Below are 12039 nucleotides of genomic sequence, written 5' to 3'. Positions count from 1 at the left end.
CTGGCTGTGATGTGCAAACCCTAGGTGCTCTCTTGCGGGACGAGCCGGAAGCCGATGTCCTGTGCACGCTGGGGCACCGGCTCGCCACGGATCCCGGCGAGGAGCATCTCGGCGGCGCGCCGGCCCATGCGCAGTCGCGGGGAAACAATGGTCGTGAGTCGAGGGTTGACGTGATTGCCAAGATTCAGCCCATTGAACCCGGCGACGGCCATGTCATCGGGGACGCGGATACCAAGGCGTGGGGCTTCGAGTATTGCACCCACGGCGAGGTCGTCATTGGCGAAAAACGTCGCGTCGGCGTCCGGGTGATGGGAGAAGATCCGCTTAAGGGCCTTTCCACCCAGCCCGACGGTGGAGGGCGCTTCGAGGCGCTCGACGAAGGATAGTTCAATGCCTGCCTGATCAAGGGCTGATTGAAAGCCACTCAGACGCTGCGCAGCTCGATAGTCCCACTCGAGGAGTGTTCCCACAAATCCAATGCGCCGATAGCCGCGTGCTATCAGGTGACGAGCCATCGTGGCACCGGCTGCCTCGTGCGACAGCCCCACATTCATGTCGATATTGGGCGTGCCATATTCCATGATCTCAACGCATGGCCCGTCCCATCGCCGCAGCATGGCCAATGTGCCGTCGCTATGACGCAGGCCGCTCACAATTGCGCCTGCCGGCGACCATCCCAATAGAGTCTGCATGAGTTTCTGCTCGCGCTCGACATCATAGTCGGTGTTGCCGAGTAAGAGCTCGTAGCCGACGGCCTCAAGGACGCTCTGCGCGCCGCGGATGACTTCAAGGAAGACCGTATTGGATAACGATGGGACGATCAGCGGCACCACTGGACTCATGGATGAGGCCAGGCTGCCGGCATGGCGGTTGGGTACATAGCCAAGCGCCGCAATCGCTGCATCGACGCGTCTGCGGCGTTCCGGTGAGACGCTACCCGGGTCATTGATCGCCCGTGAGACAGTGATGCGTGCAACATTGGCATGGCGCGCCACGTCGGTGATCGTCGCCCGCCCCGAGCGGCGGCGACCTTTATTGGGCGCATCCTGAGTATCGTCCGTTTCCATTTTATTCCCCATGCGCCAGGATTATCTATTAATGATGGTATCGTTACCAGAAATGCAATGGTACCGTTCCCATCAAATGGCCCTGAAGAGGCCAGCACCGGTGCAAAAGCATCGGCCATGACAACCGGAGGAGAGTTTATGAGCACTGCGTCTCAAGCGCGTGTCGCTGTCATTGGGTTGGGTGCCATGGGCATGGGTGCTGCCCGGGCATTACTCGATGCAGGCTTTGAAGTGACGGGCTGTGACACCAACACAGAGGCCGTCCAGGCGTTCGCGGCAGCCGGTGGAACCACCGCCAGCACACCGGCCGAGGCGGCCCGACACGCGAACGTTATCCTCGTGATCGTTGTGAATGCCGAGCAGGTCGAAGCAGTGCTCTTCGGCGATCAGGGTGTCATCCATGCTGACCTGGGCGCCGATCCGGTCATTCTTCAAAACGCAACAGTGCCGCCGGCGTTCGCCGAGGCATTGCCCGCCCGTTTACCCGCAGGTATCGAGCTACTGGATGCGCCGATCAGCGGTGGCGCCGTCAAGGCTCGCGACGGCGCTTTATCGGTGATGGCATCCGGCACATCGGCGGCATTCGCACGCGCCGAATCGGTACTCGAGTCCATTGCAGCCACGGTGCATCGCCTCGGTGACCAGTGCGGGCCGGGATCGAGCGTGAAACTCGTCAATCAGCTGCTCGCGGGTATCCATATTTCCGCGGCTGCCGAAGCCATGGCGCTGGGGCTTCGCATGGGGCTGGATGCGGAAACCATCTACCGAGTCATTACGGCATCCGCGGGCAATTCGTGGATGTTTGAGAATCGTATGGCACATGTGCTGGAGGGAGACTATAGCCCACGCTCCGCGGTGGAGATCTTCGTCAAGGATATGGGCATCGTCACTGAAACCGGGCGTAGCCTGCGCTTCCCCCTGCCGCTCTCGGCCGCCGCGCAACAGCAGTTCACGGCGGCCTCGGCAGCAGGCCTCGGGCGCGAGGATGACAGTGCGGTGATCAAGGTCTATGAGCGCCTCGCCGGGATTCGTCTGCCGGCTGCCGCGAACGATGGGGGAGGCGGCTGAGAATGGCCTTTCTCGGTTGCATTGCAGACGACTTCACCGGCGCGACGGACCTCGCGAACAATCTCGTGCGGGAGGGCATGCGCACCGTCCAGGTGATCGGTGTGCCAGCGGTGGCGGATCTCTCTGGCCCCCAGGCTGTTGATGGTGTCGCTGACGCTGACGCCATCGTTGTGGCGCTCAAGTCCCGAACCTCGCCAGTGGAGGAGGCAGTCAAGGGCTCCCTGACGGCGCTGAGCGCATTGAAGGCGGTGGGTTGTGAGCGGTTTTTCTTCAAATACTGCTCGACGTTCGATTCGACGCCAGCAGGCAACATCGGACCGGTTGCCGAGGCATTGAGGGGTGAGCTGGATGAACCACTCGCCATCGCCGCACCGGCTTTTCCGGCCACGGGACGGACGGTCATCCACGGCGATCTGCTCGTCAATGGCGTGCCTTTGAACGAATCCGGCATGCAGCATCACCCATTGACGCCCATGACCGATGCAAATCTGGTCCGCTGGCTCAGTGCGCAGTCTCAGGGCAATGTCGGACTGATTGATCAGGCTACGATTGATGCTGGCGTGGGTGCCATTCGCGAGCGCCGTGATGAACTCATTCACAGCGGTGTGTCGCTCGCGGTTGTCGATACCGTAGAAGACAGACATATCACCCTTCTGGGAGCAGCCTTCGCGGATGCCCGCCTCATCACGGGTGGTTCCGGCATCGCGCTTGGTCTGCCGCAGCCATGGCGGGATGCCGGGCTTATCGATGCCAATCAGCAAGCCGCCAGCCTTGGTGATTTCGGCGGTGCAAAGGCCATTGTGGCGGGGAGCTGCTCGGAGCGGACCCAGGAGCAGGTGGCGGCGTTTGCCGAACACCATCCCGCGCTGGCGCTGGATGCCGTCACGATGGCTGACGATGCGGATGCGGCAGTACGCTTTGCGATGACATGGGCCGAGGCCCGCCTGGATGATGGGCCGGTACTGATTTACTCCACGGCAACTCCGGAAGCCGTATCAACCGCACAGCAAAAGCTGGGCGCCGCCGAGGCGGGCGCGCTTGTCGAGGACGTGCTGGCGCGGATCAGTCAGGGACTGGTCGCGGCGGGCGTACGACGTCTTATCGTGGCCGGCGGTGAAACCTCGGGTGCCGTTGTGGAGGCACTGGGGATCCAGATGCTGCGTATCGGTCCGCAAATCGATCCTGGCGTGCCCTGGACAGCCGCGCGCCCGGATCTGGCGATTGCGCTTAAATCCGGTAATTTTGGCGCCGTGGATTTCTTCACCCGCGCCTTTGAGGTGTGCCCATGAATGAAACCGCCCTGCGTGAACAGATCTGCACATTGGCGCAGTCTCTTTTCGACCGGGGGCTGACCATGGGCTCCAGCGGTAATATCTCGGTACGTCTCAATGACGGCTGGCTCATGACGCCGACCAACGCCTGCCTGGGGCGCCTGGATCCGGCGCGGCTGACGCGCCTGGACGCGGCGGGCCGTCATATCGACGGTGACGCGCCGACCAAGGAATACCCCCTGCATACGGCGATGTACGCCGAACGGCCGCAGTCCGAGGCGATTGTCCATCTGCACTCCACACATTCCGTCGCTGTGTCCTGTCTGCCGGATATCGATACACATGACTGCATACCGCCGCTCACTGCCTACTACGTCATGCGGGTGGGGACGCTCCCGCTGATCCCGTATCACGAGCCGGGCGACCCGGCGATCGGTGATGCCGTTCGCGGCCTTGCCGGCCGGCATGCAGCCGTCCTGCTCGCTAATCATGGGCCGATCGTAGCGGGCAAGAATCTGGAGGCGGCCGTCTATGCAACCGAGGAGCTCGAGGAGACCGCGAAGCTGCATCTACTGCTTCGCGGTCATAACCCGCGCACACTGACCGAGGCGCAGGTTGCCTCCCTGCAATCGAATTTCGGGAGGCCGTAATGCCCCGTCTCGCCGCTAATCTCTCCTTGATGTTCACCGAGCACCCGTTCATGGATCGGTTTGCCGCTGCGGCCGAAGCCGGCTTCCGTGGCGTTGAGTATCTCTTCCCCTATGAACACGCGGCCGCGGACATCGCAGCCGCGCTCGAAACGAATGGGTTGACCCAGGTGCTGTTCAATCTACCGCCGGGTGACTGGGAAGCGGGTGACCGGGGACTCGCCTGCCTCCCTGGCCGGGAAGCTGAATTCCGCGAAAGCGTCGCGACGGGCCTGTCGTATGCCGAGCGCCTTCAATGCCGCCAGCTTCACATGATGGCAGGCATCGCGCCTGTGCACGCCGACCCTGCCCGGGTTGAGATGACGTATCTGGCGAATCTCCACTATGCCGCAACGCAGGCGGAGGCGGCCGGCGTGTCGTTGTTGATCGAACCAATCAACCCCATTGATATGCCGGGTTATTTCCTCCGCCGCGCCGGACAGGCTCTGGATCTCATTCACAGGGCACGCCGCGTCGCCGGTGAACGTGGCGCTCAGAACATTGCCCTTCAACTCGATCTCTATCACCGACAGATGCTTGAGGGGCGCTTGAGTGACGCGATTGATGAGTATCTGTCCGAAACAGCGCACATCCAGATTGCGGGCGTACCAGGCAGACAGGAGCCCGACGCCAACGGTGAGGTGAATTGGGCGTGGGTGCTCGACGTCCTCGATCGTGATGGCTATGCCGGTTGGGTGGGTTGTGAGTATCGCCCCGCTGCCACCACGCTCGAAGGATTGGATTGGGCATCGAAATGGTTGAACCATAAAGGCGTAAGTGCATGAAAGTCGTCATTACTGGCGCTGCCGGATTTCTCGGACAGAAGCTCGCCGCTCGGTTACTCACAGGCGCAACGCTGATGACGCCACTGGGGCCGCGGGCGGTGGAAGAGCTTCGGCTGTTTGACGTAGTCACGCCGGCCGTGCCCGACGTATCTGCTGTTGAGGGTGCGCAACCGGTGGTTACGACCCAACTGGGCGATATCACGGCCGGCGATGATCTGCGGGAGTTGCTCGGCGATTCCGTGGATCTTGTGATTCATCTTGCAGCCGTCGTGAGCTCAGCCGCCGAGGCCGATCTTGACCTGGGCCTGAAAGTTAATCTCGATGGAACGCGGACCCTATTGGAGGCCTGCCGAAATCTGCCCAGGCCGCCGATGGTGATCTTTGCGAGCTCCGTGGCGGTCTATGGCGGGACGCTGCCGACTATCGTCAGTGACCAAACGGCGCTCACACCGCAGAGTAGCTATGGTGCGCAGAAGGTCATCGGCGAGCAGCTCATCAATGACTTTTCCCGCCGCGGCGTGATCGACGGTCGGGTGCTCCGGCTGCCGACCATCGCGGTGCGGCCCGGCCGGCCGAACGCGGCAGCATCCAGCTTCGCGAGCAGCATCATCCGTGAGCCCCTTCAGGGGGAAACCGCCTATCTGCCGGTGCCTGAGAGCCGCTCACTCTATCTGCTATCCCCGCGTGGCGTGATCGATAACATGATCCATGCGGTGAGCATCGGTGGTGATGAATTCGGCGCCTGGCGCAGTGTGATGTTGCCGGGGTGCACGGTGCAGGTCGGTGAGATGCTCGAGGCGCTCGAGTACGTGGGCGGCTCCGAAGCACGGGCGCGGGTGGAGCCGGCGCCGGACCCACGCATTGAGGCAATCGTTGGGAGCTGGCCAGCGCGGTTCGATCATCAAAAGGCGAGGGGACTGGGATTTGCCGGCGATCCGGATATTCACTCGATCATTAAAGCATTCATGGAAGATGACTTTCTGAGCCCGCAATAAAAAAGCAAAGAGCATTGGTGATTCGTCGCTCGGACGGATCACCGGCGAAGCCACAACAAGTGGTGATACAACCAACCTTCTGGAGGAGACCATGAAGTTTAAGCATCTATCAGCCGCAGCCTGCGGATTGTTGATACTGGGCGGTGCCGCAGAGGCCCGCGAGATCCAGCTCGGTCACACGCTCTCCGATGATTCTCACTACAGCGTCGGCGCAGATGCCTTCAAAGAGACGCTGGAGGAAGTGAGCGATGGCGAGTTCACTGTGCGTGAGCATCCGGCCGGCTCCCTGGGCGGCGAGCGCGACATGATCGAGGGTCTGCAGATTGGCACCGTCGATGCCGTGATCACCTCGACCGGGCCGCTCGGCAACTTCGTGCCGGAGACCTATGTGCTTGACCTGCCTTTCCTGTTTCGTGACTACGAGCATGCGCGCTCGGTGCTCGATAGTGAGATCGGTGACGATCTGCTTGCCAAGATGGAACCGCACAACATCATTGGACTGGCCTGGTCGGAAAATGGATTCCGTCACATGACCAACTCCCGCAACGCGGTCCAGGAGCCATCAGATGTGGACGGGATGAAGATCCGCACCATGGAGAATCAGGTGCACATGAACGCCTTCGAGGAGCTGGGCGCCAGCCCGACGCCAATGGCCTTCCCCGAGCTCTTTACCGCACTGCAGCAGGGAACGGTGGACGCGCAGGAAAACCCGGTTACGGTGATTGTCGCCACCAAGTTCTGGGAGGTGCAGGACCACATCAGCTTGACGGGGCATGTCTACTCACCAGCGGCCGTGCTCGGCTCGGGCGTTCTGTGGAGCGAGCTGACGGAGCAGGAGCGGGACTGGTTCAACCAGGCCGCTCAAGCTTCAGCAGAAGCGACGCGTGAAGAGGTTTCACGCCTCGAGACCGAGGGACTGGATCTACTCCGGGAAAATGGCATGACAGTGGTCGAAGACGTCGATAAGACGCCTTTCCAGAACGCCATTGAACCGGTCTACGAGTCCTTTAAGGATGAATACGGCACCGAGATGCTCAATCGGATTCAGAACTTCGAGGACTGAGCCCGCCTGAGACACAGCGCCGGGGTCATTGAACCCCGGCGACTGATTCAGCGAATTTCCTGGAGTTGCCGATGAGCGCCCCTCTGTTCAATTCGGTTCGCAACGGCGTACTGGCCGTAGAGCGGGTGACAACCCGCGTTGCCCTGATCCTTGCCGTTTCCATGCTGGCGCTGGCAGCGACCGCTGCGTTCTACCAGGTCATTACCCGGTTCGTGTTCAACGACCCGTCGCACTTCTCGGAGGTTGCATCGCGCTCGCTGGTGATCTGGAGCGTGTTCCTGGGTGCGGCCAACGTATTCCGCCGTAATGAGATGATGCGCGTCGAAGTGATCTTCGCGGTCATACCCTCGCGTGTGCACATCGGGCTGGAGTATTTCATCACCGGCCTTTCCCTATTGTTTTTTGTTCTCCTCGCGTATTACGGCTATCAGATGGGATTGCGTGTCCAGCCACAGCGCATGGCGGGCATGGATGTTTCCATCGCATGGGCTTACTCCGCCCTGCCGGTGGGGAGCGTGTTCACAATGATCGCGCTGGTGGGCCGGTTGCTTGATCCAGCCATGCACGACGATCGCGCGGAGGCCTTGTAACTATGAATGCTGCCATTGCCACCGCGTTGATTGTTCTCTTTGTTCTGGCGGTCCCCATTGCGGTATCGATCGCACTGGCGTCGATGTTCGGCGTGCACTTTTTCTCGCCCCTTCCACTCATCGTGGCCGCACAGCGCTTGTTCGTGAGCATCGACCACTACCCGCTGATGGCGATCCCGTTTTTCATCCTCGCCGGGAACCTGATGGCCGGCGGCGGTATATCGCGCCGTCTGGTTGAACTCGCGAAATCCATCATTGGCGGCGTGCAGGGGGGGCTGGCCTGCTCCTGCGTTTTGACCTGCATGTTTTTCGCCTCCGTATCAGGCTCGAGCGTCGCGACCACCTATGCGATTGGTGCGATTCTGATTCCGGCGATGGTGCGTCACCACTATCCGCGGCCGCTGGCGGCTTCGATTCAGGCCTCTTCGGCGGAGCTTGGCGTGCTTCTGCCACCATCGATTCCGTTGATCCTCTATGGCGTCAGCACTGATACGTCCATCGGCCAGCTCTTCATCGCTGGCATCGGCCCGGGACTGCTGTTCGGCACGGCGATGATTCTGTTTCTCTACGTCGTCTGCAAGATCAAGGGGCTGGGGACTGAAGACGGCGCAGAGCGGGACTCGCTGGGCAGAGCCATCTCCCAGGCCTGGGCGGCGATACTGATGCCGGTATTGGTGATTGGTGGCATCTATGGCGGGGTCTTCACGCCAACGGAAGCGGCTGCCGTCGCGGTTTTCTATGCCCTGTTTGTCGGGCTGGTGGTTTACCGGGAACTCAGTTGGCGGGATCTCTGGCCGATTTTCGTGACGAGTGTCAAAGGCACAACGGCGATCATGCTCATCATTGCCGCGGCGGGATTGTTCAGTTTCCTGATCAGCCGTTCCGGCTTGCCCGCCGACGTAGGCGCCTGGATCAACGCCAACTTCGACAGCGTCTGGACATTCCTGCTGGCGGTCAACGTGCTGCTGTTGTTCGTCGGCATGTTTATCGAGACATCGGCTGCGATCCTGGTCCTCGCCCCCATCCTCGCCCCCGTGGCGGTCAGCTTTGGGGTGGATCCGGTGCATTTCGGCCTGATCGTGGTGGTGAACCTGGCAATCGGGATGTTTACGCCGCCGTTGGGCGTCAACCTCTTCGCCGCTTGCGCTGTGGCAGGGCTCTCTCTGGAGCGAATGATCCCTTGGTTGCTGCAGTTTGTGTTGGTGGCCATCATTTGTCTGCTACTCGTGACATTTGTCCCAGTGATCAGTCTGGGATTCGTCGATTTGATGTATCAGTAAAACCGGAAAGAAAACAGACACTAACGGAGCGGATCCGATGAGACTGGCGGGTAAGATCGCGATTGTAACGGGTGCTGCGTCTGGCTTTGGAGAGTCCATTGCCAGGCGTTTTGCCGAGCAAGGCGCCCATGTGGTGGTTGCGGATATCAACGATGCCGACGGTGAGAGCGTTGCAGATGCCATCCGCGCTGATGGGGGGACGGCCATCTACGTCCATGCCGATGTCGCCGAAGCGGGATCTGTGCAAAGCCTCGTGGATCACACTACCGAGCACTACGGGGACCTGGATATCGTGGTGAATAATGCCGGTATCACCCATCGCAACGGGCCGATGCTGGATGTCGATGAGTCGCTCTTCGATCGGGTGTATGCGATTAATGTGAAATCGCTCTATCACACCGCCCAGGCGGCGGTGCCAGTGTTCCGGGCCCGGGGGGCAGGCTGCTTCGTCAATATCGCATCGACGGCGGGACTGCGTCCGCGACCGGGGCTGACGTGGTACAACGGCAGTAAGGGAGCTGCGATCATCACGGGGAAATCAATGGCCGTCGAGCTCGCGCCGGAGAACATCCGCGTCAACACGATTAATCCGGTGATGGGCGAGACTGGGCTGATTGATGAATTCCTGGGTGACAATACCCGCGACAGGATCATCAGCGGGATCCCCATGGGGCGGCTCAGCCAGCCGCTGGATATCGCCAATGCGGCGCTTTTCCTCGCCAGTGACGAGGCCAACTTCGTGACGGGTGCCTGCCTGGAGGTCGATGGCGGGCGTTGCGTTTGAGGTGTTATGAAAAAGTTCGATACCGAAAAACTCGATCGGATTGTCGGTGATGCCAACCGCGCCGCGGATGCCCGTAGCCAGGGTTATCGCGAGCAGGCCCTGAAGCTGTTTCCCTGGGTCTGTGGTCGCTGCACCCGTGAGTTCACACGCGCGAATGTCCGGGAGCTCACCGTCCACCATCTTGATCATGACCATCACAACAATCCAGCGGACGGCAGCAACTGGGAGCTGCTCTGTGTCTACTGCCACGACAATGAACACCAGCGTGAGCTGGAGTCCCGCGATCATCCGGACACGGCCGAGACGCAGGAGCAACCCGGCAAACACGCGCCATTCGCCGATCTTAAATCGCTGCTGGATAAGGGGAGCGGGGAGCGATAGGGCGATATCACCAGGGAAAAGGCGTGTTTGGGGAAGGGCGGGCATTATTGACGGGCGGCGTGATTCGGCCAAGTTCGTACCAGGCTTTTCCCAGCGCGGCGCGGGCATTGTCGACTAACTTTAATGCGACGACGTCCAGTTCACATGTCGGTAGACGATACGACAGATCCGCCACCGAACCGGCGTCAATCTTTGATTCAGCGATGGATTGCGGAATCCAGGCGATCCCGCTGCTGTTCTCGGCGAGCTCCAGCGCCGCTAGTGTCAGGGATGTCTGAACACGCAGGTCCATTGTGTATTCGTTGCGCAGTCGGGGCAGTATTGCGCGATTGAATATCCGCCCGAGATAGACATTGCTCGGGTAATTGATGATGGGCAGGCGACCGCCATCCTCGAGCGGATTGATGCCGCTTGTGCCGAAAACCGGGATCAATCGATCGGAGCTGACCAGGCGGCTTCGGATATACCCCGCCTTGATCACGGGATCCTGGTCGCCGAGGTGGCGATAGATGAGTGCCATGTCGGTCCTGCCGGCAAGCAGCGATCCAATGCACTCGTCGAGATTCTCTGATGCAAGTCGCACACTCAGATCGCTGGCGCCTTGTTGCAGCCGCTGGATGAGCCGTGGCGCGAACACTGTGGTGAGCGAGTGCTGGCTGGCGATCGCGATCTGGTTCTGCTCCACCCGACTGCCATAGCGAAGATCCGCGATCAGTTGCTGTAGGTCGGTATCCAGCCGGGCGAATTGCTCTCGGTGTGCCATGACGCCGGGCAGGAGCTGGGTCGGCTTTTTGGTGCGATCAAGCAGTTCAACGCCAAGCACATCCTCAATGGCACGGATCCGTCGAGAGAAAGCTGATTGAGTCAGGTTGCGCCGCTCCGCCGCCTTCGACAGTGAACCGGTGTCCGCGATCGCGAGAATATCTTCGAGCCAGTTGAGTTTCATAATACTTACAACATGCTTTTATTGCATGATAGCGCATGAATTTCGCATTTGAACATGCAGGGAAGTGTGTGGACAGTGTTACAGAAACGTTAATGGAGAACTGCAATGCACCTGGCCCGTTTCCCTCGCCTGTTCCTCGCCCACCTGCCAACGCCCCTGGAGCGGTTGGACCGCCTCTCGGCCGCGCTGGGTGGACCCGAGATCTGGATTAAACGCGACGACTGCACGGGCATGTCGACCGGGGGAAATAAGACACGCAAGCTCGAGTTCCTGATGGCGGAGGCTCAGGCTGAGGGTGCTGATGTCGTGATGACCCAGGGCGCGACTCAGTCGAATCACGCTCGCCAGACAGCGGCGTTTGCCGCGAAGCTAGGTATCGACTGTCATCTTCTGCTCGAAAACCGGACTGGTTCTAAAAACCCCGATTACAACCACAACGGCAACGTCCTGCTCGATCACCTTCATGGGGCGAGCAGCGAGACACGGCCGGGCGGCGTGGATATGCATGCCGAAATGGAGGCGGTCGCTGAGCGGTATCGGGCCGAGGGCCGCAGGGTGTACGTCATCCCGGGCGGTGGCTCCAATCCCACCGGAGCGCTGGGGTATGTGGATTGCGCCTATGAACTCCTTGGTCAGGCGAACGCCCGTGGCCTGGTCATTGATCATCTGGTGACAGCGACGGGAAGTGCCGGGACGCAGGCCGGTCTGATCGCGGGTCTGAAGGCCATTAACGCACGAATCCCGTTGCTCGGTTTTGGCGTGCGGGCGCCCAAACCCAAGCAAGAGGAAAACGTCTATCAGCTTGCCCTGAAAACCGCGGAGAAACTGGGCTGTCCCGGCGTCGTCGAGCGGGAGGATGTCGTTGCCGACACGGAATATGTCGGCGAGGGGTACGGCATCCCGCGCGAGGATACGATCGAGGCGATTCGCCTGTTTGCCGAGCTGGAGGGCATCCTGCTCGATCCTGTCTATTCCGGCAAAGGGGCCGCGGGACTCATCGATTACTGCCGTAAGGGCTACTTCAAGGAAGGAGAGCGCATCGTATTCCTTCATACCGGCGGCTCTGCCGCGCTGTTCGGGTATACGCAGTCTCTGGAAGCCGACCACGATGTCATCGACTGAC

13 protein-coding genes are annotated in these 12039 nt (G+C 60.7%); 11 read left to right on the top strand and 2 right to left on the bottom strand.

Features of this window, described 5'->3' with window-relative positions; genetic code table 11:
• Positions 1-20: 20 nt before the first annotated feature.
• The gene (locus tag SPICUR_RS05165) at positions 21-1067 is read right to left on the bottom strand and encodes a LacI family DNA-binding transcriptional regulator (protein WP_023366761.1); all 1047 of its coding nucleotides are present in this window, start codon (positions 1065-1067) and stop codon (positions 21-23) included.
• A 138-nt stretch (positions 1068-1205) separates the two neighbouring features.
• Here SPICUR_RS05165 and ltnD point away from each other — a divergent pair, with 138 nt between their 5' ends.
• The 10 genes from ltnD (at position 1206) to SPICUR_RS05115 (ending at position 9970) form a co-directional block, all read left to right on the top strand.
• On the top strand, positions 1206-2135 hold the full coding sequence (ltnD, locus tag SPICUR_RS05160; protein WP_041381710.1) for an L-threonate dehydrogenase: 930 nt from the start codon (positions 1206-1208) through the stop codon (positions 2133-2135).
• A 2-nt stretch (positions 2136-2137) separates the two neighbouring features.
• Positions 2138-3424 (top strand): 3-oxo-tetronate kinase, encoded by a 1287-nt coding sequence (otnK, locus tag SPICUR_RS05155; RefSeq protein WP_023366757.1) that lies wholly within the window; start codon positions 2138-2140, stop codon positions 3422-3424.
• Positions 3421-4056 carry a 3-oxo-tetronate 4-phosphate decarboxylase gene (gene otnC / locus SPICUR_RS05150; protein WP_023366755.1) on the top strand — a complete coding sequence of 212 codons (636 nt, stop codon included), beginning with the start codon at positions 3421-3423 and terminating at the stop codon, positions 4054-4056. The genes otnK and otnC overlap by 4 nt, the downstream gene beginning before the upstream one ends.
• Positions 4056-4877 carry a 2-oxo-tetronate isomerase gene (gene otnI, locus SPICUR_RS05145; protein WP_023366753.1) on the top strand — a complete coding sequence of 274 codons (822 nt, stop codon included), beginning with the start codon at positions 4056-4058 and terminating at the stop codon, positions 4875-4877. Before otnC ends, otnI begins: the two co-directional genes overlap by 1 nt.
• On the top strand, positions 4874-5872 hold the full coding sequence (gene denD, locus SPICUR_RS05140) for a D-erythronate dehydrogenase (protein ID WP_023366751.1): 999 nt from the start codon (positions 4874-4876) through the stop codon (positions 5870-5872). Before otnI ends, denD begins: the two co-directional genes overlap by 4 nt.
• A gap of 91 nt (positions 5873-5963) precedes the next feature.
• Positions 5964-6935, top strand: coding sequence for a TRAP transporter substrate-binding protein (locus SPICUR_RS05135; protein ID WP_041381708.1), 972 nt, complete (start codon positions 5964-5966; stop codon positions 6933-6935).
• 71 nt (positions 6936-7006) lie between these two features.
• Positions 7007-7525 carry a TRAP transporter small permease gene (locus tag SPICUR_RS05130; protein ID WP_023366747.1) on the top strand — a complete coding sequence of 173 codons (519 nt, stop codon included), beginning with the start codon at positions 7007-7009 and terminating at the stop codon, positions 7523-7525.
• A gap of 2 nt (positions 7526-7527) precedes the next feature.
• Positions 7528-8805, top strand: a complete 1278-nt coding sequence (locus SPICUR_RS05125; protein WP_023366745.1) for a TRAP transporter large permease — start codon at positions 7528-7530, stop codon at positions 8803-8805.
• A 37-nt stretch (positions 8806-8842) separates the two neighbouring features.
• Positions 8843-9589, top strand: a complete 747-nt coding sequence (locus tag SPICUR_RS05120; protein WP_023366743.1) for a glucose 1-dehydrogenase — start codon at positions 8843-8845, stop codon at positions 9587-9589.
• A 6-nt stretch (positions 9590-9595) separates the two neighbouring features.
• Complete coding sequence (locus SPICUR_RS05115) at positions 9596-9970, top strand: YajD family HNH nuclease (protein WP_023366741.1); 375 nt, start codon at positions 9596-9598, stop codon at positions 9968-9970.
• Between the two features lie 7 nt (positions 9971-9977).
• Here SPICUR_RS05115 and SPICUR_RS05110 read toward each other — a convergent pair whose 3' ends face one another.
• A complete protein-coding gene (locus SPICUR_RS05110; protein WP_023366739.1) occupies positions 9978-10916 on the bottom strand; it encodes a LysR family transcriptional regulator in 939 nt (312 codons plus the stop codon).
• Positions 10917-11021: 105 nt separating this feature from the next.
• Here SPICUR_RS05110 and cuyA point away from each other — a divergent pair, with 105 nt between their 5' ends.
• Positions 11022-12038 carry a D-cysteate sulfo-lyase gene (gene cuyA / locus SPICUR_RS05105; RefSeq protein ID WP_023366737.1) on the top strand — a complete coding sequence of 339 codons (1017 nt, stop codon included), beginning with the start codon at positions 11022-11024 and terminating at the stop codon, positions 12036-12038.
• The last annotated feature ends 1 nt before the right edge of the window (position 12039 follow it).

Origin of the sequence: Spiribacter curvatus (genome assembly GCF_000485905.1) — a bacterium.
Taxonomy (GTDB): Bacteria; Pseudomonadota; Gammaproteobacteria; order Nitrococcales; family Nitrococcaceae; genus Spiribacter; species Spiribacter curvatus.
This window is presented reverse-complemented; position numbering and strand designations above follow the sequence as displayed.

Bases quoted from the DNA above. Each gene is read 5' to 3' on its own strand.
- SPICUR_RS05165 (WP_023366761.1), bottom strand. From the start codon at position 1,067: ATGGAAACGGACGATACTCAGGATGCGCCCAATAAAGGTCGCCGCCGC.
- ltnD (WP_041381710.1), top strand. From the start codon at position 1,206: ATGAGCACTGCGTCTCAAGCGCGTGTCGCTGTCATTGGGTTGGGTGCC.
- otnK (WP_023366757.1), top strand. From the start codon at position 2,138: ATGGCCTTTCTCGGTTGCATTGCAGACGACTTCACCGGCGCGACGGAC.
- otnC (WP_023366755.1), top strand. From the start codon at position 3,421: ATGAATGAAACCGCCCTGCGTGAACAGATCTGCACATTGGCGCAGTCT.
- otnI (WP_023366753.1), top strand. From the start codon at position 4,056: ATGCCCCGTCTCGCCGCTAATCTCTCCTTGATGTTCACCGAGCACCCG.
- denD (WP_023366751.1), top strand. From the start codon at position 4,874: ATGAAAGTCGTCATTACTGGCGCTGCCGGATTTCTCGGACAGAAGCTC.
- SPICUR_RS05135 (WP_041381708.1), top strand. From the start codon at position 5,964: ATGAAGTTTAAGCATCTATCAGCCGCAGCCTGCGGATTGTTGATACTG.
- SPICUR_RS05130 (WP_023366747.1), top strand. From the start codon at position 7,007: ATGAGCGCCCCTCTGTTCAATTCGGTTCGCAACGGCGTACTGGCCGTA.
- SPICUR_RS05125 (WP_023366745.1), top strand. From the start codon at position 7,528: ATGAATGCTGCCATTGCCACCGCGTTGATTGTTCTCTTTGTTCTGGCG.
- SPICUR_RS05120 (WP_023366743.1), top strand. From the start codon at position 8,843: ATGAGACTGGCGGGTAAGATCGCGATTGTAACGGGTGCTGCGTCTGGC.
- SPICUR_RS05115 (WP_023366741.1), top strand. From the start codon at position 9,596: ATGAAAAAGTTCGATACCGAAAAACTCGATCGGATTGTCGGTGATGCC.
- SPICUR_RS05110 (WP_023366739.1), bottom strand. From the start codon at position 10,916: ATGAAACTCAACTGGCTCGAAGATATTCTCGCGATCGCGGACACCGGT.
- cuyA (WP_023366737.1), top strand. From the start codon at position 11,022: ATGCACCTGGCCCGTTTCCCTCGCCTGTTCCTCGCCCACCTGCCAACG.